Below are 22637 nucleotides of genomic sequence, written 5' to 3'. Positions count from 1 at the left end.
TTCGGGGAATTCGTTCATTTGCACATGCAATACTGTTCATTTGTAAACAGTATTTAAAAACACCTGATATTTCCATTCCTTACACCTGCCGGGAAACCAACGGTAATTTTTTATTTTTTAAAGGAAGCTCTCTTTCTCAGCTTCGGATCCAGAATTTTCTTACGGATACGCAGATGGTTCGGTGTTACTTCCAGAAGTTCATCAGTATCGATGAAGTCTAGGGCTTCTTCCAGGCTTAAGATCTTAGGCGGTGTCAGTTTCAGAGCATCGTCAGATCCGGAAGCACGGGTGTTGGTCAGATGTTTGCTCTTGCAGACATTCAGCTCGATGTCCTCTGCCTTACCGTTCTGTCCGATGACCATACCGGAGTAAACTTTTTCACCAGGTCCGATAAACAGGGTACCACGCTCCTGAGCACTGAACAGACCGTAAGTTACGGACTCGCCATCCTCGAATGCGATCAGAGAACCCTGTTTGCGGTACTGGATATCTCCTTTATAAGGTGCATAACCGTCAAACATGGTATTCATGATACCATTACCCTTTGTATCGGTCATAAATTCGCCACGGTAACCGATCAGCCCACGGGAAGGAATACAGAACTCCAGTCTTGTGTAACCGCTGCTGGCAACGCTCATGCCCTGCAGTTCACCCTTTCTCAGAGACAGCTTCTGGATAACGGTACCGGAGAATTCTTCCGGAACATCCACATAAACCAGCTCCATTGGCTCTAATTTCTTGCCACGTTCATCTGTTTTATACAGAACTTCTGCCTTGCTTACGGCAAATTCATAACCTTCACGACGCATGTTCTCGATCAGTACGGAAAGATGAAGCTCACCACGGCCGGAAACCTTGAAGGATTCGGTTGTCTCGGTTTCCTCGACACGCAGGCTGACGTCTGTGTTCAATTCCTTGAACAGACGGTCGCGCAGGTGGCGGGAAGTGATAAATTTACCGTCTCTTCCGGCGAGCGGACTGTCGTTTACGATGAAATGCATGGCAATCGTCGGCTCGGAGATCTTCTGGAACGGAATTGCTTCCACATGATCCGGCGAGCAGAGTGTGTCACCGATGTGCAGATCAGCGATACCGGAGATCGCTACGATAGAGCCGATCGTTGCTTCGTTTACTTCTACTTTATTCAGACCGTCAAACTCATACAGTTTGCTGATCTTTACTTTTTTCTGTTTGTCCGGATCGTGATGGTTGACAAGAACGCAGTCCTGGTTGACACGGATTGTTCCGTTATCTACTTTACCGACACCGATACGTCCAACGTATTCATTGTAGTCGATGGTACTGATCAGAACCTGAGTTCCGGCAGTTTCATCACCCTGCGGAGCAGGAATATAATTTAAGATCGTCTCGAACAGCGGAACCATGTCTTTTGGCTCGTCATCCAGACTTAAAGTTGCATAACCGCCTTTTGCAGAAGCATAAACAAACGGGCAGTCAAGCTGTTCGTCGGAAGCGTCCAGATCCATAAAAAGTTCCAGGATCTCATCGATGACTTCATCCGGTCTTGCTTCCGGACGGTCGATTTTGTTGATACAGACAATAACAGGCAGATCCAGATCCAGTGCCTTACGCAGAACGAATTTTGTCTGAGGCATGGCACCCTCGAAAGCATCTACCACGAGGATAACGCCGTTTACCATTTTCAGTACACGTTCCACCTCACCGCCGAAGTCTGCATGTCCCGGAGTATCAATGATATTGATTTTTGTGTTCTTGTAAAATACGGCGGTATTTTTGGATAAAATGGTGATACCGCGTTCACGTTCAATATCGTTGCTGTCCATAACACGTTCGGCTACTTCCTGATTTGCTCTGAACACACCGCTCTGCTTGAGCAGCTCATCTACTAATGTAGTCTTGCCGTGGTCAACGTGTGCGATAATGGCAATGTTGCGTACATCTTCTCTAATCATAAATAATACACTCTTCCTTTTGTATATGTTGTTTTTCGTTTTTCGCATCTAAACCACTACAGAGTTTATCACATTTTTCCCAGATTACAAGGGATTTAAAAAAATTTTGAAGAAAAATCGGAAAACAGACATATTGAAACCATCCGCAGAATATATAAAACTATGCGGTGTTGCAGATGAAGACACCGGAAAATACAAAAAGAGCTTCATAGGGAAGGGAGAACTGTTATTTATGGCAGATAAGATTATTGAAAACAATCAGGTAACGATCATAGGAGAGGTTGCATCACCATTTGTATTCAGTCATGAAGTATTCGGGGAAGGTTTTTATATGGCTGACATACTGGTCAAGAGACTGAGCGACTGTTCTGACTGCATTCCGGTTATGATATCGGAACGCCTGATTGACGTAAGCAAAGATTATCGAGGAGAATATGTCCAGATCAACGGTCAGTTCCGTTCATACAACCGGCATGAAGAAAAGAGAAACCGTCTGGTACTTTCTGTATTTGCAAGAGAAGTCAGCTTTGTGGAAGAAGAGACCGATAAAGCAAAGACAAATCAGATTTTTCTGGATGGCTATATATGCAAAGCACCGGTTTACCGGAAAACACCTCTTGGAAGAGAGATTGCAGATATGCTGATTGCAGTGAACCGGCCGTATGGAAAATCGGACTATATCCCATGCATCTGCTGGGGCAGAAATGCCAGATTTGCGGCGGGATTTGAAGTCGGTGGCCATGTACAGATCTGGGGACGTATCCAGAGCCGTGAATATGTGAAAAAATTAGAAGGAGAGGAAGCACAGAAAAGAGTGGCGTATGAAGTGTCCGTCAGTAAATTAGAGTATATCTGAGAAGCAGAGATCTGCAAAGATCTGATATTCTTGCTTTTTTTGAAAAAATGGTGTATAACTGTTCAAAGATATGTGAAACATTCTTGAATTTTTAACGAGGTGCATAATGGATAAAGGTTCTATACATATTTACTGTGGCGAGGGAAAGGGGAAAACCACCGCAGCGATCGGACAGGGGATACAGGAAGCAAGTCAGGGGAGAAGCGTTATCATTATACAGTTCATGAAGGAAAGAAATGCAGAAGCAATTGGTTTTGTGCAGCGTCTGGAGCCGGAGATTAAACTGTTCCGTTTTCAGAAGGCAGAAGAGGCATTTGAAGATCTTCCGGATGCCGAAAAAGCAGAAGAGATCAAAAATCTCAAAAATGCACTCAATTTTGCAAGAAAAGTACTGGTCACGGAAGAGTGTGATGTGCTGATTCTGGATGAAGTTCTGGGACTTGTGGAAGCAGGGGTGATCGAAGCAGAAGAACTGCGTGCCCTGTTTGAGGCAAAGGGAGAATATACCAGTCTAATCCTGACCGGGATCTATCCGGCGAAAGAAATCTGGCAGTATGCAGACGAAGTGACGGAGATGGTCACAGCATATAAAGCGGACAGTAGCGGACAGTAGTGGAATCTTCTACGCTGAGATAAAAAAGTCAACCCGGCAGTTGACAATATATTTTGACAATGATAAGATTATAAACAAATCAGTGTCTGCACGGAGAAGTACGTGCGTACCGATTTGAGTATCAAAGGGGGCAAATATCTGTTGACCCCGATATCATGTATAAGTTTGATAGAGGTTGCGTGTTTCAAGAGTAAGTCATCCGATGTATTCAGGTACAGGCGAAGGTGGCCAAAAGGGGAAAACGCCGAAAGCTGGATTGCACCTGAAGCTTGCAGCTTGGGCATGGAGCTAAGAACTCTATGACTGTCATCGAATGACGATGGGGCGCTATCTGAAAGAATACAGTTTTTATCATTTGTTTATTCTTTGGGACAGACCTGATCGCTCGGGTCTGTCCCTTTTATGATACAGAAGCTGTTCTGTTCAAGTCAGATGCACCTGGGATCTGTCATATGGTTCCGGCAGGCTTTACTGACATTTACCCGACAGGATCGCTGTGCACTCTACAGTACAAGTATCAGTTTTATAGCGTTTCAGCCAGTTCAGATTAGGAGGAAAGACTATGGCTATTTTTACAGGAGCAGGTGTGGCAATTGTAACACCGATGCATGAAAACGGAGACGTAAACTACGAAAAATTAAGTGAGATTCTGGAAGAGCAGATCGCAGGCGGCACAGATGCCATCATCATCTGCGGAACAACCGGAGAATCATCCACACTGACACATGAGGAACATCTGGATGTGATCCGCTATACCGTTGAAAAAGTGGCAAAGAGAATCCCGGTTATCGCCGGAACCGGTTCTAATTGTACAGCAACTGCCATTTACCTTTCCCAGGAAGCAGAAAAGGCAGGAGCAGATGCCATTCTTCTGGTAACACCGTATTATAATAAAGCAACACAGAACGGACTGATCGCACACTATACAGCAATCGCAGAGTCTGTAAAACTGCCGATCGTTCTCTATAATGTACCGAGCAGAACCGGCTGCAACATCCAGCCGCAGACAGCCGTATATCTTGCAAAAAATGTAGAAAATATTGTGGCGATCAAAGAAGCAAGCGGAGATATTTCACAGGTTGCAACTCTGATGCAGATGGCAGACGGATGCATTGATCTGTATTCCGGAAACGATGACCAGATCGTGCCGATGATGTCCCTTGGAGCAAAAGGTGTGATCTCTGTACTTTCCAATGTAGCACCAAAAGAAACACATGACATTGTTGCTCTTTATAATGAAGGAAAAGTAAAAGAAAGCTGTGATCTGCAGCTGAAGGCACTGCCTTTGATCCATGCACTGTTCAGCGAAGTAAATCCGATCCCGGTCAAAAAAGCTCTCAATCTGATGGGAAAAGAGGTCGGACCGCTTCGCGGACCGCTCTCCGAGATGGAAGAGGAACATGCAGCAAAACTGGCAGAAGAGATGAAAAAGTTCGGCATCAAACTGGCAGAATAATGGATAATGCCAGAGTTACTATGTAACGGAGCAATTCGTAGGCATTATTCTTACATGAATGTAAAGCGAGGAAAAAGCAATGGTAAAAATCATTATGCATGGCTGCTGCGGACACATGGGTCAGGTGATCTCACAGATCGTAAAAGAGGATGCAGATGCACAGATCGTAGCAGGCATTGATCCGTTTGATAACGGAAAAATGGAATACCCGGTATACAAAAGCCTGGAGGACTGCAAAGAAGAAGCAGATGTTGTAATCGATTTCGCATCTGCAAAAGCAGAGGACGCACTGCTTGATTACTGCGGAGCACACAAACTTCCGGTTGTAGTCTGCACAACAGGACTTTCAGAAGAACAGCTTCAGAAAGTGGCAGAGACAGCAAAAAAGACTGCCGTCCTGAAATCTGCAAATATGTCACTTGGTATCAACACCCTGCTGAACCTGTTAAAGAGTGCTGCAAAAGTACTGGCAGAAGCAGGATTTGATATGGAAATCGTAGAAAAGCATCACAAACACAAACTGGATGCACCGAGCGGCACGGCTCTGGCACTGGCAGACAGTATGAATGAGGCACTGGGGAATGCCTATCATTATACTTACGACAGAAGCGACCGAAGAGAAGAGCGTGATCCGAAAGAGATCGGTATTTCCGCAGTTCGCGGCGGTAATATCGTAGGTGAGCATGAAGTGATCTTTGCCGGAACAGACGAAGTGATCGAGTTTAAGCATACTGCATATTCCAAGGCGGTTTTCGGAAAAGGTGCCGTACAGGCAGCCAAATTCCTGGCAGGCAGAGAGCCTGGACTGTATGATATGCAGGATGTGATCGCAGCGAACGCATAAAGAAACAGAAAACCAGAATGTCGTTTTATCATCTTTTGGATGGTGAAACGACATTTTTCGCAAAAGCTTAAGGGGATAAAACAATCGTAAAAAGAATGGAGGAAATTTTATGTACAGACGATTTCTGACGGCAGGAGCAGCCGCAATGCTTGCAACCGCACTTTTGTTATCCGGATGCAGCAAAAAAACGCAGACCGATACCGCAAAACAGACCGAGACGCAAACGGTAACAGAGAGCAGCACGGAAAGTGAAAGTTCCTCTGAAACGGCAAAAGAGACACAGGCGAAGGGCAGCACAAAAGAAACAGCCAAAAAGAAAGCAGAAAGTGAGACTGCAAAAGAGAAAGAAAGTACATCAGAAAAAAACAGGGAAACACAGACTGACAAGGAGAGTGCCGGATCGGAAAAAGAGACAAAGCAGAGCACCGGAAGCAGCGAAACAGTGAACTCTTCGGAGGTACATACCGTGATCGGGACGCTGGAAGAGCTGAGCATGGATCAGGTAGTGTTGCTTTCCGATAATGGAAATGAGCTTGCATTTTCCACGGATGATGTAAAAATCGATCTGCCGTACGGTATCCGGATCGGCAATCTGGTTTCTGTAGATTACACCGGAAAGATCACGCAGAAAGGTACCAAAAAGGCAACTGCTGTGCGTATTGCGGGATCGGCTGATGTTTTCGAGAGCGATGCAGAAACAGAAACGAAGGCGGATGCATCAAAGAAGCAGACGGTAAAAGGAACTCTGGAAAAGATTTCCATGACCGGCATGACGATTAAAACTTCTGACGGAAAGGAACTGAAGTTCCGGATTGTAGAGGTTCCGCTGTATTTAGAAAAAGGTCTTACAAAAGGAATGTCTGTGAAGATCACTTATCGCGGAGAACTGCAAAGCGAGGACTCCGGTCAGGAAAGTGTGGAAGTGGTCAGGATGCAGAATGCAGACTGAGGAAAATCGCTGGAAGAAGTGCAGAAAACATGCATTTATGCCGGAATCTGAGAATGCAGATATGAAATCTGAGTTATAAAAACTTTAGAATTGTTTAGAGTTAAACTATTTTTATGTACAGTCAAGTATGCTATGATAATGCAAAGATATCAGGATTATGTGAGTGCAGAGCATGGAATGATCCGCAGAGTATCAAAGTTAATGGCTTTTGACATCAATATCATGCCAGAGGAGGAATCAGGATGGGCGTACAGATTGTATATACAAGCCGCACCGGCAATACGGAGAAACTGGCAGAAGCAGTTTTTGCGGCAGTGCCGGTAAAAGAAAAAAATGTAAAACGAATCGAGGAGAGAACAGAACGGGATGACGGAGAGATGTATCTGGTTGGGTTCTGGACGGATCGCGGGACAGCAAGTTCGGAGATCTTGGATCTGCTTGGAAACCTCCACGGGAAAAAGGTTGCACTGTTTGGAACCTGCGGCATGGGGAATGTGCCAGAATATTATGACCGGATTTTAAACGGAGTTGCAGCATTTATCCCGGAGGACTGTGAATATCTGGGCGGATTTTTATGTCAGGGTAAGATGCCGATCCAGGTTCGCAAACGCTATGAGGCGATGCGGAACACTTCCAATACACAGCAGGTGGAGATGCTGCTTCACAACTTTGACGAGGCACTTCTTCATCCGGACCGTCAGGATCTGAAAGCGGTGGCAGATTTTGTGAAAGGATTGTTCTGAAAAAAGATGGGAAAATCAAAAGAAGTAAAGACAAATGCCATGCGTATCCTTGAGAGGAACAAGATTCCGTATAAAGAGTATACGTATGAGTGTGATGAATTTGTGGATGCCCTAAAAGTGGCAGACACACTCGGACAGCCATATGAGCTGCTTTATAAGACACTGGTCACGATTGGAAATAGCAGAAATTATTTTGTGTTTGTGATACCGATCGCCGAGGAGCTGGATATGAAAAAGGCAGCCAAATCAGTCGGCGAAAAATCCGTTTCCATGATACATGTCAAAGATATCAATCAGGTCACCGGTTATATCCGCGGAGGCTGTACGGCAATCGGCATGAAAAAGCAGTATGTGACGAGAATTGATGAAAGTGCACAGAAACTGGAGAAGATGATCGTCAGCGGAGGCCGCCTCGGCGTACAGATCGAGCTGAAACCGGAAGATCTGAAAAAGGCAAGCAGGGGAGAGTTTGCCGATATTATTTTCAAACAGCCGGAATAAGTACGGACAATCAGCAGGGATTTCATTCCCATCGGATACCGCTTCCGGCGGATTGCAGAGTTAAACAACATCTGAGGTAAGAGGCAGATGAAAAAGAAGGAGAAGAAAATGGAAAAGAAAAAAAAGAAATGGCTTTCGCTGTTTCTTGCCGTGATCCTGGCATTTACCGGTCTGCCGGTATCACTGATGGCAGCAGGAAATGCAAAAAGCCAGACACAGGAAACAACGAAGATCCTGCCGAGCCAGACATCGGGAGAGATCAACTGTTTTTCCTACGAATCATTCAGCGGAAAGAGCTGGACGTACAATGATGACGAGGCATATATAGACCTCGGATCATCGAATGAGAAGGCAGAAGAATGCTTTTACAGGGTAACGTTTAAGGGAAATGCCATCGAAGTTTTTGCAAACAAGAGTCACAACCACGGAAAAGTGAAATACCGTGTGGATGACGGAGCAGAGACACTGGTGGATCTTTATGAGAGCAGCCGTACCACGCCGCAGTCTGTATATAAAGCAGAAAACCTTACGGAAGGTGAACATACGCTCTATGCAGTTACGCAGAAGGAACGCAGTGGCAGTGCGGTAGTCAATCAGGTGGCTTATGTACAGGTCACACACAGCCCGTACATTGCAAAAGATTTTAAACTGGAAGATCAGGGGATTTCCTTAAGTGTCGGACAGAGTTATGCAATCTCTTACAGCTATACACCGTCTTATGCGACACTGAACGATATGTCCTATACAACTTCTGATGAAAATATTGCTTCTGTCAGTGCACAGGGAACGGTTACTGCAAAAAAAAGCGGAACGGCAGTGATCACGGCATCCAGCCAGAAGGCAGGGATTTCCAGAACAATGGAAGTGGAAGTGCGAGAGCAGGGAAATACGCTTGGCGGCACCGTCACTGATCATAATACGCAGTACACCCAGAAACGTTTCGCGGAAGTTTCGGTAAAGAAAAACCGCAGCGAGACGCTGACTGCCTGGAAGAATGACCGTGCAGTCAGTGAACTGGTCTTAAGTGCGATCGGTGGAGATTTCACAAATGTGACAGTTCAGGCATCTGACCTGACGGACGGCAAAAAGAAGATCGCAGCCGAAAATGTGACGGCAACGTTTATTCGTTCTACAAAAGCTTATGTTTATGGATATATATATGGAAATGATGTTCCGGCGGCAACAGAAGAGAACCGTACGGAAGCATCAGATATTCTCTGGCAGAGTACGCCGATCGACATAAAAGCAGATACACTCCAGCCAGTCTGGGTTGAGTTTGCGATTCCAAAGACAGCAAAATCCGGCACTTACAAAACACAGCTGACCGTAACAGCAGATCAGCTCGATAAGCCGCTGGTGTTTGAGTATGAAGTGCGTGTGCAGAATGCAGAACTTCCGGACAACTACAGAGATACCTTTGATATTGAACTGTGGCAGTATCCGTATACGAGTGCAGAATATTATAACGTAGAGCCGTTTTCCGATGAACATCTGGAGATCATGAAGTCTTCCATGGAGCTCTATAAAAAAGCAGGCGGACATGCAATCACTGCTTCGATCATCGAAGATGCCTGGGACGGACAGACGTACAGTGCAAATGATGTACATTATCCATCTATGATCAAATGGATCAAGAACGGAGATAGCTTTACGTATGATTATACCGATTTTGATAAGTGGGTAAGCTTCAACAAATCCCTTGGAATCGGGGATAAGATCGTGCTTTACAGCGTGGCACCGTGGCACAATTCTTTCACTTATTGGGAGAACGGAAAGCTGGTAAAAGAAGGATTTTCTGTGGGAAGCACACGTTATACCACACTCTGGACGGACTTCCTTACCGATCTTACCGCACACCTGACTGAAAAAGGCTGGTTTGATGACAGTTACATCGGCATTGATGAGCGTGGATTTTCAGGCACCGCTTTTGACCTGATCGAGTCTGTGAAAAACAAGGATGGGAAATGTTTAAAAACAGCAGGTGCGATGGACAGCTTTGTGGAAAAGAAAGACCTCGCCATGCGAGTGACAGACCTGAACGTCGGAGATACGGCGGCAGCCGCACATCTGGCAGATTTTGAACAGCTGGTAAAAGACCGGGAAGCAAAAGGACTTCGCACCACTTTATATTCCTGTACCGGCCACAGACCGGGCAACTTCTCCTTAAGTGCACCGGTGGAAAGTTACTGGTCGATCGTAAATGCAGGAAAATCCGGCACGGCGGGATTTCTTCGCTGGGCGTATGATGCCTGGGTAGAAGATCCGCTCAATGATACCACACACAGCAAATTTGAACCGGGAGATTGTTTCCTGATCTATCCGGATGAAAAGAGTGCACAGCATCCGACAAGCAGAAGTTCGGTAAGATTGGAGCGTATGGCAGAGGGCGTGCGTGATGTCAACAAGCTTGTTGTGATCAAAAAAGAAGCACCACAGCTGGCAGATCAGATTCAAAAACTTTATGCAGGTATTTTAACAACTGCACAGGGCGGACATCCGGCCTTTCTGACCGATGCACAGATTGCGACGCTGTCTGCTGAGATGGATACATTCCAGGCAGGCATCGCCAGTCTGACAGATCAGTATATCAAGCTGACGGGAAGAACGGAAGAGACCGAAACGGAGACAGAGAGCGAAACAAAGAAGGAGACCGAAAGCGAAACAAAACCGACGGAATCGGAAACAGCCGCAACAGAAAAACCAGATCCGAAGCCGCAGCCGGATACAAAGGAGACAAAGCCGTCAGAGAGTGAGACAAAACAGCAAATGCCGTCCACAGAGATACCGGCAAAAGCAAAACCGGCGAAGGTAAAAGGTCTTTCCGTCAAGGCAGTTTCGAAAGGGAAACTGGTTCTGAAATGGAAAAAAGTCAGAAACGCAGATGGCTATGTAGTTTATCGTGCCGATAAGAAAAAAGGCAAGTATAAGAAAGTCAAAGTCTTAAACGGAGCCAGGAAGATAAGCTTTACCAATAAAAAACTGAAAAAGAAGAAGACGTACTACTATAAAGTATGTGCTTACCGCAAAGTGGGCAAAAAGAAAGTTTATGGCAGTTATTCTGCAGTGAAGAGCAGAAAAGTAAAATAAACGAATACAAAAAAAGCAGGAACTATGTTTAGTGAATCATGATATGCTCCCTTCTGGGAAGACAAGTGAAATAATAAAAAACTTGTCACTCAGGAGGGAGCATATTTTATCTTGGTCGGAGAAGACTTCTGCTTCTATAAGCAGCGAGCAACAAAGTTGTCTCAGTGAGAGTACAATCTCCGTCCGGAACGGATTGTAGAAAGCACAGCGATTCTGTCAGGTGAATGGACGTAAATAAAATACAAATGTTTACTGTAAAAACACATAAAGTGACCGAGATTGAAAAAATGACGGAGTTTGTACGAGATGCTGAAAAAAGGAAAAACGTTACATTTAGGATCAAATGTAACGTTGTATGTGCAAAAAAGATATGCTATTATATATCCAAACTTCAGAATAGTCGTAAAAATGCATAAAAAACAGAGAAAAAAGTGTACGAAATTAACGAAAAATTAAAAACCACTTGACTTCTGGTACACTTGAAGTGATAAAATAATGATGAAGGTAAACATTTTACTATATGTAAAACTGTCAAACTCATTCAAAAGGAGGAAAAGGGATATGAAACAAAAAAAACTGTTGTCTGTTTTACTCGCAGGAGCGATGGTCGTAAGCGGCGGCAGCATTTCCGGTCTGGAGGGGATTATACCGGAAGTAGTCGCAGCAGCATCTTCTACCGAATGGAACGGACAGCCGGGGGTATTTCAGGTGAATCGCGAAGCGGCGAGATCGACCTTTTACAGCTTTGATACAGCAGAAAAGGCAAAAGCGAAAGACCAGACGAAATCTTCATTTTACCAGCTTTTAAATGGAGATGACTGGAAATTCAGCTGGGCAGTCAAACCGGCAGACCGTATCGGTGCAAAAGATGCCAATTTTAACCAGAAAGATTACGATGACAGCAGCTGGGATAACATTACCGTTCCAAAGAGCTGGCAGACCTATGTAAATAAAGACGGTTCCTGGAAATACGATCCGGTGATCTATTCCAACCAGAACTATCCGTGGATGAATGCAGAAGGAAAAGCTTATAACAAGTACAAAGTAGGAGATGCCCCGACAGAGTGCAACCCGGTCGGAACATACCGCAAGACCTTTACCATCGATTCATCCTGGAAAGACCGCAACGTTTTTATCAACTTCGAAGGTGTTGGTTCTGCCATGTATCTGTGGGTAAACGGCAAATACATCGGATATGCAGAAGACAGTTTTACAAGAGATGAATTTAATATTACCGATGCACTTGATTTTTCAGAAGGAAACGAGAACGTGATCACCGTAGAGGTTTACCGCTGGTCCGACGGAAGCTACATCGAGAACCAGGATATGGTAAGACTTTCCGGTATCTTCCGTGATGTCTACCTGACATCCAAAGATGACGTGGAAATCCGTGATTATACGGTAGTTACCGATCTGGATGACACTTACACAGATGCAGACCTGAATGTCGATGTGGATGTACGCAATCTTTCCGCAGAGGATGTGAGCGGATGGAGTGTAGAAGGAAACCTCTACGACAGCGAAGGCAAGCTGGTGACAACCACACCGCTCACCGGAACAGTTACTTCCTTTGACAGCGAGACAAAAGAAGCAAAAGTAAGCCTGACACAGCACATCACCGATCCGGAAAAATGGAGTGCAGAGAAACCGAACCTCTACAACCTGGTTCTGGAACTGAAAAAAGACGGTGTGACAAAAGAAGCGACACAGACCGATGTCGGCTTCCGTGAAGTGGAGATCACCGATGCCAATACCGATGATGCAAGACTTCGTGTAAACGGTCAGGTCATTACGATCGCCGGTGTGAACCGTCATGAGAACGATCCGCAGGATGGATGGTATCTGACGGAAGAAGACATGAGAAAAGACATTGAGCTGATGAAAGAGCTGAATATCAATGCCGTTCGTACTTCTCATTATCCGAATGATCCGACTTTCTACAAACTCTGTGACGAGTATGGTATCTATGTGATGGATGAGGCAAACGTAGAGTCTCACAACGGACGAAGCCAGTACAAAGTTCCGGGAAGTCTGCCGGGTTATGTTGAGGCGGCAGAAGACCGTGCCATCAATATGCTGGAGCGTGACAAAAACTATCCATGTGTTATCATGTGGTCACCTGGAAATGAGACGGGAGCCGGTGATTCCCTTCAGGCAGAAATTGATTATTTCCAGAATAACGACGACACCAGAGTCGTTCACTATCAGGGCTGGAATGATAATGCAGGCGTAGATGTATGGTCCAACATGTATCCGAACATTGGAAAACAGGTTAAAAATTCAAAGAAACCATATCTGATGTGTGAATACCTGCATGCAATGGGCAACAGCTGCGGCGGTATGAAAGAATACTGGGAAGAAATCCGTGCCAACGGCATCCTGCAGGGTGGATTTATCTGGGATTTCGTAGATCAGAGCTATAATACACCGATTCTGGATTCTGACGGAAACTGGGATGGAAAGAGCACTTACTGGGGCTATGACGGAGACTGGAACCACGGAACTTATACCGATGCGGACGGAAACACCAAGAGCTATTCTTCCTGGAAATCTGGAAACACGGACTTCTGTGTCAACGGTATCGTATCTCCGGACCGTACGCTCCAGCCAGAAGCTTATGAAGTAAAGCGTATTTATCAGGCACTGCAGATGCAGCTCAAGAATCAGGCTTCCAAGACTGTTACGATCAGCAACGAATGGATCGATACCAATGCAAACGAATATACCATGAAATGGGAAGTTATGAAGAACGGAACTTCCGTAGAAAACGGAACGATGGATGTGGATATCCCGGCAGGTGAAAGCAAAGATGTTGTGATCCCGTTCACCACACCGACCGATGCGGCAGCAGGCGATGAATATTTCCTGAATATTTCATTCGTAACAAAGAGTGACGATCAGTTCACCTGGGCAGACAAAGATTTTGCAGTGGCAGAAGCACAGTTTGAACTGGATTTCGCAGGAACCGATGCAGCAGTAGAGGCAGTGGATACCTCCAAACTGGAAGATATCAAGACGTTTGAAGAGACAGATGATGACGTAAAAGTAGCAGGTGACAACTGGACCGTTTCCTTTGACAAGAAAACCGGTGAGATGACTTCTTATCAGTCAAACGGAAAAGAAATGATTGCAGAAGGCATTGAGCCGAACTACTGGAGAGCTTCTACGGATAATGATAAAAAAGAATCCGTGGATGCAAAATGGAAAACAGCAAATGAGAACGTTCAGATCGATGAAGTGAGCGTTAATAAAGAAAACAAAGTGGTTTATGTTTCCGTAGCACGTACACTGAAAAACTGTGCGGATTCCAAAGACCGCATCACTTATGCAATCTATGCAAACGGTGAGATCGTTGTAAAAGCAACCATGGCTCCGAACTCCAACATGAGCAATCTTCAGAGAGTCGGCACACGCCTGCAGCTGGCAGCCGGACTGGACAACCTGACCTGGTATGGCCGCGGCGAATCGGACAGCTACAGCGACAGAAAAACCGGTTACGATGTAGGAGTATGGAACAGCACCGTAGATGAACAGTTCACCAATTATGTTTACGCTCAGGAAACCGGAAACAAGACCGATGTCAGATGGATGGCAGTGACCGATGCAGACGGTGACGGACTGCTGGTTGACGCACAGGATCACCTGCTGGAGATGAGTGCACTGAACTGCACACAGGAAGCACTGGAAGCAGCAAAACATCCGTATCAGATCGAACGCACAGACAATACCGTTCTGACGGTCGATTATGCACAGATGGGACTTGGAACTGCAAGCTGCGGACAGGCAACCCTTTCCAAATATCTGCTTGGAACAGGTAAAACTTACAGCTATACTTACCGCCTCAAACCGATCAGCAAATCTACAAGCGAAGAGCTGATGACAGAGAGCAAAAAGAATTATGCAGATGAAACAGCACTGCTGAACGGCATCAAAGTCGGCGGACAGGCACTGGAAGGATTTGACAATGACATCACATCTTACAGTGTAAACGTTTCTTCCCTGTCCGGAACAGTTCCGGAAATTACAGCGGAAACAGTATCGGATGATGTAAGCGTTGAGGTCACAAAACCGGAAAGTCTTCCGGGCACAGCAACCGTAAAAGCAACCGCAAAGAGCGGATTTAGCAGAACTTACACGATCGAGATCAAGAATGATACTTCCATTCAGCTCTCAGATCTTGGATACGATACTGCAAGAAGTACATCCGGATACAACGGAATCCATGTAAACGAGGACAATGCAGGTACAGAACTTGACCTCTATGTGGAAGGCAAACGTACAAAATTTGAAAAAGGATTTGGTGTCAATGCCGATTCCGCACTGTATTTCGATGTTTCCAAACTGAATGCAACACGCCTTCAGGGTTATGTCGGAATCGATGCTCATAAAGCAAAAACACAGGATGGAGCGTATCCGATCATCAAACTGGACGGCAAAGAAGTATGGAAAGGCGAGCTGATGAAACATGGTCAGAACGCACAGTACTTCGATATCGAGATCCCGGCAGGAACAAAGGAAATCTGCCTGTATGCAGACAAAAATGTCAAAGACGGACACGATATGGTGAGCTGGTGCGATACCAAGGTTCAGTTAAGCACAGAAGAACTGACGACAGCATCCCTGACCTTAAAAGAAGATGCAGCAGTCAGAATGGATCGTTCTGCAAATATTCTTTATAATGTTCCGGCAGGCATGACAAAAGCACAGCTCTTTGAAATGTTTGAGCTTGGCGAGGGTGAAACCTTATCAATGGAAGATCCGTATAACGCATCCTTTGACGAGGATGGAGCACCGGTAGCAACCGGATATCTTGTAAAACTTCGCAAAGACGGTACGGTAGCAGATACCGTAACCATGGCAGTAAACGGTGATGTGGACGGCAGTGCAAACGGAACACTGGATATCTCTGATATCAATACACTCCGCGAAGTACTGGCAGGCAAAGCCACATTCGATGCGGTCAATACTTATGCAGCCGATGTAAACGGTGACGGCAAAGTCGATCTTGTCGATCTGACAGCCCTGAAAGTCCTTGCAGGAGTCGGAGCAGACATTGACGGTGCAAAAGAAGCAGCAACCGTAAAATTAACGGCAAAAGATAACACAGCACAGGAAAACGGAACTGTAGAAGTGACAGGAAGCATTTCCCAGACATCCGAGAGCAGCAGTTCTGCAATGATGGCAGGAAGCTTCACACTGAAATACGACACAGTAGCTTATAAATTTAACAGCATCGCACTGGCAGACGGTGTGGAAGGAAATATTTCCGTAAAAGAAACAGCAGACGGTGTGCAGGTAGTTTACGATCTGACAAAAGCAGTTGCAGCACAGGCAGATCTGTTCAAAGCAAGCTTCAACCTGAACGAAAATGCAGAAAAGAAAGAGACAAGTTTCTCCATTGAAAATCTGACGATTTCCGGAAAAGATGCACAGATCGATGCTTCCGCAGAAGAAGTAAAAGTAACACCGGCAGGCGGAAAAGATGTAACACCGTCTACTGACCAGAAATATGTATACTTAACCGCAAAAGTAGACGAAGCAAACGGAGTATACGGAACCGATACCGAAAAATCCGATAAATACGGTCTGTTATACATGGACGTGGCAAATTCCTCATCCGGATGGGGCGGATTCCATGTCAACGAGTACGATGGCGGCACAAGTACAAACAAAGGCGAACTGAGCATGAACGTTGACGGTGCACGCAAAGTCTTTGCACAGGGCTTAAGTGCAAATACCGATGCAACTCTGACCTTTGATTTAAGCGGTATCAAAGCAGAACGCTTTGAAGGTTATGTGGGTATCGACTATACAAAATCAACCAAGACAAATCGTGATGGTGCAAACTTTATCTTCTATAAAGACAGTATCAGCGAAGAGAATAAACTGGCAGAGAGCGGTGTGATCCTTCAGCCGGACAATGCAAAACTGATGAACGTTGATCTGACAGGCGTAGAGAAACTGATCATCTACATCGATAAAGTCGGCGGAAAGAATGATGACTGCGTAGACATTGCAGATGCAAAAGTTTATGTAAAAGAAGACGATAACACACCGGATCAGCCATCCAAAGACGAACTGGAAGAAATCAAAAACCAGGCAGTCGCAGCAAAGAACGATGCTGAGACCGCAGCAAAAGCCGCAGAAGCAGCAAAAGCAGATGCAGAAGCAGCAAAGGCAAAAGCAGAAGAAGTAAAAGCAGCCGCAGAAGAAGCAAAGAAAGCCGCAGAAGAAGCAAAGGCAGCAGCCGATGTTGACAAAGCAGCAGCAGAAGCAGCTCAGGCGAAAGCAGAAGTTGCACAGAAAGCAGCAGAAACTGCAGAAGAAGAGGCAAAGAAAGCACAGACCGCTTCCGAAGCAGCCCAGGCAAAAGCAGAGGCAGCACAGAAAGCCGCAAAAGAAGCAGAGGATGCAGCAAAGAATTATGCAAACGATGCAGAAGCAGCAAAAACAGCCGCGGAGGCAGCCAAAACAACAGCTGAAAATGCAAAAAAGGATGCTGAGACCGCAGCAAAAGCAGCAGAAGCAGCCAAAGACTCCGTAAGTGCACAGAAAGGCCTTGCAGAGGCAGCCGCAGGTGCTGCAAAGGCAAGTGCGGATGCAGCGAAAGCAGCTCAGGCAAATGCAGAAGCCGCAGCGAAAGCAGCCGAAGAAGCACAGAAGAAAGCAGAAGAGATCCTTGCGAAAGCCCAGAAAGAGGCAGAAGAAAAGAGAGCCGAAGCACAGAAACAGTTAGAAGAAGTGCAGGCAATGCAGAAACGTCTGGAGAGCCAGCTGACTAAGACAGAATTTGCAGCTAAGAAAGTGAAAGTAAAAGCTGTCAAAGGTGTTAAGAAGTCTGTGAAAGTCAACTGGAAGAGCGTAGAAGGAGCAGACGGATACGTGATCGAGTACGCTAAGAAAGCAAACTTCAAAGGCAAAAAGACCGTTACCGTTTCCGCTTCCAAAAAAGCAAAAACGATCAAGAGACTTTCCGCAAAGAAAACGTACTATGTAAGAGTCAAAGTATACAAAGTAGTGGATAACGAGAAAGTTTACACCGCTTACAGTGCAAAGAAGAAAGTACGCACAAAATAAAATATAAGAAATAAAAAGCCGGCATTGCACAGTGTTTAAATGTTGGCATCCAAAAGACAGAGCACGTGACGGAATTGCTGCCGTCATGGTGCATCTGTCTTTTTGTCTTTTGTCCGGCATTCTTCAGATCAGATGTGAGATGATGTTCACTTTTGCAGGCTGTGGGATGCAATATTCCATCTGCTCTGACAGATTGAAAAAAGAGAAAAAATATTATATCATGGTATTAACAATATCGGGAGAAGGGAAAGTGGCTATGAAAAAGTTTTTGGGACGATTTTTTCTGCTTTTTATGATGATTTTGCTGATCGGGGGATGTGCACGGCAGAAAGAAACGGAAAATGTAATGAAAAAATCCGACAATCAGGAGAAGGTCATGCGATATGTCAATTACAGCAGGTTTTCGGGGGACGGGATCAATCATCTGAAATTAAAAAGCAGTGCGGAGCAGACGATTGCCTGTTATCTGCTGGAGGGGCTGATGCGGATCTATCAGTATGAACTTCAGTATGGCATGGCGGATCGCTATGAAATTTCGGAGAATCAGAAGGTTTATACGTTTTATCTGCGGGATGATGCCTGTTACAGTGACGGTATGCCTGTCACGGCAGGCGATTTTCTTCGGGCTTTTCAAAGGCTGATGGAGCCGGAGAATTTTAATTCTTATGCAGCGATCATAAAAAATGCAGAAGATATTTATCAGGGAAAAAAGAAAATCGAAGAATTGGGCGTGACGGTGCTGGATGAGAAAACGCTTCAGATCGAACTGGAGCATCCGCAGGTTCAGTTTTTGCAGCTTCTGGCACTTCGAAGTTTTGCACCGATAAGAGAAGATGCAGCAGAAATATTGCGGCCGGAAGACTGCAACGGACCGTTTACCCTGGAAACGTGGAGTGAAGATCTGGTAGGTATGAAAAAGAATCCCTATTACTGGGAGCGGGACAATATCAAACTGGATAAAGTGGAAGCCGTGTGTCTGGAGTCATCCGATGAAGCATACGAAAGATTTGTAAAAGGAGAGGTCGATGTGATGCCGATCCCGTTAAAAGGAGCGGAAAAATACAGTGCCGGAATTCAGAAAAAAGTGATGACCGGGATTTGTGAAAGTCTTTATCTGGATCTGCAGACCGAAGGACCTTTGCAGTGCAGGGAATTTCGCCAGGCGTTAAATTATGCACTGAACCGGGTAGAATACAAAGAAAATATGGACAGTGATTTTCTTGTGCCGAATGCACGTTATGTTCCGGAAAACGGCCTCGGAATTTTGAAAACTTACACAGAGAATTATCAGGATCTGCCATGTACAAAATACGGAAATCAGAAGCTTGCAGAAGAAAAGCTCGGCGAAGCACTCAAAAAAATGAATATTTCCGGAGCGGAAGATGTAAACATCAGGTTGCTGGTCAATGATGATCCATGGAGCATACAGGAAGGAACGGAAATCAAACGCCAGTGGGAGAAAAAACTTGGAATCTCGGTGGAACTGGAAACGGCAACCGGAGATGCATTCTGGGCAGAGAAAGACAACGGCACGGTTACGCTCACGGGCGTTATCGCAGAATATGCAGATATGATGGCGTATCTGCAGAGCTGGAATTACGATTATACCTATGGAGAAGAGGGAAATCAAAGTGATACGGTGCAGAAATGTTTAAGAGATGCCGAGAGGCAGACGGATGAACAGATCAGACTTAGTACCTTATATAAAGCGGAGAAAGCACTGATGGAAGATGTGCCGATGATCCCACTGCAGCTTCGAAAAGAAAGCCTGTTACTGAACCGGAATCTGACCGGTTTTGAGACAAGCATGAATCTTGCAGGTGGAGGATATGAGTTTTTATATGCGGATTTTAAATAGAACAGAAAAAAATCGAAGGTTTCTTTTTCTTGCTGCGGTGTTTGCTGTATGTACTGCAGCAATGCTGACCGTTCTCATGATGCCGCAGAAACAGGTGGTCTGTAAGGGAGAAGCAGATTTCAAACAGTTTGGACTGCAAAGCGGAAAAGCAGTCGATCTGTGCGGAGAATGGGAGTTTTTTGAACAGAAATTCATTGCTACGGAGCTGGATGAAGAGCAGGTTTTCGGGAAGTTTGTCAGGGTGCCTTCTTATATGCCCCGAAAAAATGCAGGGATGTTCAACTGGGGAAGTTACCGTGTAAAACTGAAAAACTGTCCGCCGCAGTTTGACGTTTCTGTGAGCCTGAAAGGTATGCCGGCGGCTTATCGGATTTATCTGAATGGAAAATGTATTGAAAAAAGCGGAGTAGTTTCTTCCAATCCGGACGCACTGAAAGTCAGCAGGGATACATCGATCAGGACGACCATTACGCTTCAGTCTTCGGAATGTGATCTGATCATAGAAACAGCGGGATATCTGCTTCCGGGGTTGTCTTTTACACCGCGGATCCAGGAGGAAAGCGTGTGGAGTGAACAGTATGACCGTTATCATACCTGGATGATCCTGTTGCTTGGCATGCATATGTTGTTTTTATGTTCTTATTTATTGCAGCTGAAGATCACGCCGGACAGCGGTTACAGCAGAAGTGTTTTTCTGGTGCTGTTCTTATTGGCCATCCGTATGATCTATTCCGATGCAGCGTTTTCGGCAGTCATAGGCGGGACTTTGAAATATTATGATCTGATTCTGTTTTCTGTATGCGTGATGGAAAGTCTGGTCTGGGAATTTCTTCTGAAAAACGGTTATAAAAAAGACCGGCAGAAAAAAGATTTCGGAATTCGGGAAGGGATTCTGATCACCGGTGTCATTGTGATGAGCCTTGCAGCTTTTGAAGGGATTTTATCATGGAAACTGACCATGGACGTGGGTGTCTGGCTGGTACTGCTGATCCGCTTTGCAGGGTATCGCAAAAAAGAAGAAATATCCGGAGAAGATATGATCTGGGAAATAGGCATATTGCTTTTGTATACTGGGATCGTATTGTCAGATTTTGCACATATCGGCATGCTTCCTTATAGTGGAGGTATTTTCATGCTTGTCGGAGTGATCGCTTTTGATCTGAGTGTCAATGTCATTGACCGCTGGCGTATGAATAAAATTCAGCAGAGGGCACTGGAGGCGGCGAAGATTGAGCAGAAGCTCCAGGAAGCCCGGCTGGAGCTTGCACTGCATCAGATCAAACCGCATTTTTTGCAGAATGCCCTGATGTCGATCAAAGTGCTCTGCCGGACGCGTCCGAAAGAGGCAGAACAGGCGGTCTACGATTTTGCCGTATTTTTGCGGGGAAATATGAATGCACTGGAATCTGCAGAGATGATTCTGTTTCGGGAAGAATGTAAGACGATCGAGCGGTATCTGCACATTGAAAAGATGCGTTTTGGGGAGCGTCTTCAGGTTCAGTGGGATCTTCAGGAAGAAAAGTTCCAGATACCGCCGCTGACGATCCAGCCGCTGGTAGAAAATGCGGTATGTCACGGAATCTGCCAGAAGATGGAGGGCGGCACCGTACAGATCCGAAGTTTTCGAAAAAACGGAGAAATCTGTGTTCAGATCCTGGATGACGGGGCAGGATTTGACACCGAAAAACTGAAAGATGCGGACGGGATTGCCATAAGAAATCTGAAGCTGCGTCTGAAAGAATTTCTAAATGCGGATCTTGAGATTGAGAGCAGAAAAGGAGAAGGGTGCAGGCAGACAATACATATTCCATGGGAGGAGACAGAAGATGAAAATTATTCTGATAGATGATGAACCATTGATCCTGGAAGAATTAAGCTATTTATGTGAAAAACACAAAGATATTGAAATTTGCGGAAAATTTGTAAACCCAAAGCAGGCATTGCAGTACGTTGCCGGGCATCCGGTGGATTTTGCATTTTGTGATATCAGGATGCCGGGGATCACGGGACTGGAACTGCTGGATCAGATGCACAAAGAAAAACCGGATCTTCAGGCAGCGTTTGTCACAGCATATGACCAGTACGCATTTGATGCCTATCAGCTGGATGCCTGCGATTATCTGCTGAAGCCGTTTGGACAGGAAGAGGTGGACCGTGCACTGGATAAAGCAAGAAGGCTGGTAAGAACGGAACAAAAAGATGAAATGCAGCTGGAAATCCACACGTTTGGCAGATTTGATCTGTTTTTAAACGGTCATGCGATTGATTTTAGCAGCAGAAAAGCAAAAGAACTGCTTGCACTTCTTGTGGCGAGACGGGGCGGCATTGTGGAAATGGAATTTGCCGTGGATCTGTTATGGGAAGAAGAACCGTTCAGTGAACAGGTGAAAGGACGTTTCCGAAAAGCAGTGATGAACCTGAAAAATACACTGCGGGATCATGGACTTCTCTGGATGCTTCACAGCGAGCGTGGACGAATGTATCTGGAGACAAAGGGCGTTTCCTGTGATTATTATGAACTGATGGAAGGGCAGATCCATGCAGCGGAAAAATTTTCAGATGAATTTATGGCACAGTATTCCTGGAGCGAGGCCTTTCTTCCGGTTCTGGAACGTCAGGCCGGGATTGTAATGTCAAATTACAGTAATTAAAACAGTAAACACTTCAAAAAGGAACACTTCTGGAACACTTGCTTTCCTATACTTTTTTCAAAAGGGAA

At 45.4% G+C, this 22637-nt stretch carries 13 protein-coding genes and 1 riboswitch; of the genes, 12 read left to right on the top strand and 1 reads right to left on the bottom strand.

The features are described from left to right. Positions 1-110: 110 nt before the first annotated feature. On the bottom strand, positions 111-1934 hold the full coding sequence (gene typA / locus ACLTL4_RS02005; RefSeq protein WP_226911932.1) for a translational GTPase TypA: 1824 nt from the start codon (positions 1932-1934) through the stop codon (positions 111-113). A 232-nt stretch (positions 1935-2166) separates the two neighbouring features. On the opposite strand from typA, the gene ACLTL4_RS02000 reads away from it, so the two are divergent. The 12 genes from ACLTL4_RS02000 (at position 2167) to ACLTL4_RS01945 (ending at position 22569) form a co-directional block, all read left to right on the top strand. Continuing rightward, positions 2167-2790 (top strand): single-stranded DNA-binding protein, encoded by a 624-nt coding sequence (locus tag ACLTL4_RS02000; RefSeq protein WP_147630965.1) that lies wholly within the window; start codon positions 2167-2169, stop codon positions 2788-2790. Positions 2791-2896: 106 nt separating this feature from the next. Next, positions 2897-3403, top strand: coding sequence for a cob(I)yrinic acid a,c-diamide adenosyltransferase (locus ACLTL4_RS01995; protein ID WP_022119419.1), 507 nt, complete (start codon positions 2897-2899; stop codon positions 3401-3403). Between the two features lie 161 nt (positions 3404-3564). Further along, positions 3565-3741: riboswitch (Lysine riboswitch) on the top strand. A 224-nt stretch (positions 3742-3965) separates the two neighbouring features. Further along, positions 3966-4859 carry a 4-hydroxy-tetrahydrodipicolinate synthase gene (dapA, locus tag ACLTL4_RS01990; RefSeq protein ID WP_022119418.1) on the top strand — a complete coding sequence of 298 codons (894 nt, stop codon included), beginning with the start codon at positions 3966-3968 and terminating at the stop codon, positions 4857-4859. A gap of 79 nt (positions 4860-4938) precedes the next feature. Further along, positions 4939-5703, top strand: coding sequence for a 4-hydroxy-tetrahydrodipicolinate reductase (gene dapB / locus ACLTL4_RS01985; RefSeq protein ID WP_147630967.1), 765 nt, complete (start codon positions 4939-4941; stop codon positions 5701-5703). 109 nt (positions 5704-5812) lie between these two features. Further along, on the top strand, positions 5813-6652 hold the full coding sequence (locus ACLTL4_RS01980; protein ID WP_412320178.1) for a hypothetical protein: 840 nt from the start codon (positions 5813-5815) through the stop codon (positions 6650-6652). 242 nt (positions 6653-6894) lie between these two features. Continuing rightward, positions 6895-7395, top strand: coding sequence for a flavodoxin family protein BilS (gene bilS, locus ACLTL4_RS01975; RefSeq protein WP_022119415.1), 501 nt, complete (start codon positions 6895-6897; stop codon positions 7393-7395). Between the two features lie 6 nt (positions 7396-7401). Further along, complete coding sequence (gene ybaK / locus ACLTL4_RS01970) at positions 7402-7896, top strand: Cys-tRNA(Pro) deacylase (protein ID WP_022119414.1); 495 nt, start codon at positions 7402-7404, stop codon at positions 7894-7896. A 108-nt stretch (positions 7897-8004) separates the two neighbouring features. Beyond that, complete coding sequence (locus ACLTL4_RS01965; protein ID WP_412320177.1) at positions 8005-10983, top strand: glycoside hydrolase domain-containing protein; 2979 nt, start codon at positions 8005-8007, stop codon at positions 10981-10983. Positions 10984-11544: 561 nt separating this feature from the next. Further along, a complete protein-coding gene (locus tag ACLTL4_RS01960) occupies positions 11545-18060 on the top strand; it encodes a glycoside hydrolase family 2 TIM barrel-domain containing protein (protein ID WP_412320176.1) in 6516 nt (2171 codons plus the stop codon). Positions 18061-18316: 256 nt separating this feature from the next. Then, on the top strand, positions 18317-19918 hold the full coding sequence (locus tag ACLTL4_RS01955; protein ID WP_412320179.1) for a peptide ABC transporter substrate-binding protein: 1602 nt from the start codon (positions 18317-18319) through the stop codon (positions 19916-19918). Then, complete coding sequence (locus ACLTL4_RS01950) at positions 19890-21767, top strand: sensor histidine kinase (RefSeq protein WP_022118524.1); 1878 nt, start codon at positions 19890-19892, stop codon at positions 21765-21767. The genes ACLTL4_RS01955 and ACLTL4_RS01950 overlap by 29 nt, the downstream gene beginning before the upstream one ends. Then, positions 21745-22569: a response regulator gene (locus ACLTL4_RS01945; protein ID WP_022118525.1), complete on the top strand. Its 825-nt coding sequence runs from the start codon at positions 21745-21747 to the stop codon at positions 22567-22569. The genes ACLTL4_RS01950 and ACLTL4_RS01945 overlap by 23 nt, the downstream gene beginning before the upstream one ends. Positions 22570-22637: the final 68 nt, after the last annotated feature.

The sequence above is a fragment of the Hominisplanchenecus sp. genome (assembly GCF_046967715.1).
GTDB lineage: Bacteria > Bacillota > Clostridia > Lachnospirales > Lachnospiraceae > Hominisplanchenecus > Hominisplanchenecus faecis.
The sequence above is the reverse complement of the archived record's forward strand: the minus strand, read 5'-3'. Positions and strand labels throughout refer to the sequence as shown.

Excerpts from the sequence above, each read along its gene's own strand:
- typA (WP_226911932.1), bottom strand. The coding sequence starts at position 1,934 with ATGATTAGAGAAGATGTACGCAACATTGCCATTATCGCACACGTTGAC.
- ACLTL4_RS02000 (WP_147630965.1), top strand. The coding sequence starts at position 2,167 with ATGGCAGATAAGATTATTGAAAACAATCAGGTAACGATCATAGGAGAG.
- ACLTL4_RS01995 (WP_022119419.1), top strand. The coding sequence starts at position 2,897 with ATGGATAAAGGTTCTATACATATTTACTGTGGCGAGGGAAAGGGGAAA.
- dapA (WP_022119418.1), top strand. The coding sequence starts at position 3,966 with ATGGCTATTTTTACAGGAGCAGGTGTGGCAATTGTAACACCGATGCAT.
- dapB (WP_147630967.1), top strand. The coding sequence starts at position 4,939 with ATGGTAAAAATCATTATGCATGGCTGCTGCGGACACATGGGTCAGGTG.
- ACLTL4_RS01980 (WP_412320178.1), top strand. The coding sequence starts at position 5,813 with ATGTACAGACGATTTCTGACGGCAGGAGCAGCCGCAATGCTTGCAACC.
- bilS (WP_022119415.1), top strand. The coding sequence starts at position 6,895 with ATGGGCGTACAGATTGTATATACAAGCCGCACCGGCAATACGGAGAAA.
- ybaK (WP_022119414.1), top strand. The coding sequence starts at position 7,402 with ATGGGAAAATCAAAAGAAGTAAAGACAAATGCCATGCGTATCCTTGAG.
- ACLTL4_RS01965 (WP_412320177.1), top strand. The coding sequence starts at position 8,005 with ATGGAAAAGAAAAAAAAGAAATGGCTTTCGCTGTTTCTTGCCGTGATC.
- ACLTL4_RS01960 (WP_412320176.1), top strand. The coding sequence starts at position 11,545 with ATGAAACAAAAAAAACTGTTGTCTGTTTTACTCGCAGGAGCGATGGTC.
- ACLTL4_RS01955 (WP_412320179.1), top strand. The coding sequence starts at position 18,317 with ATGAAAAAGTTTTTGGGACGATTTTTTCTGCTTTTTATGATGATTTTG.
- ACLTL4_RS01950 (WP_022118524.1), top strand. The coding sequence starts at position 19,890 with ATGAGTTTTTATATGCGGATTTTAAATAGAACAGAAAAAAATCGAAGG.
- ACLTL4_RS01945 (WP_022118525.1), top strand. The coding sequence starts at position 21,745 with ATGAAAATTATTCTGATAGATGATGAACCATTGATCCTGGAAGAATTA.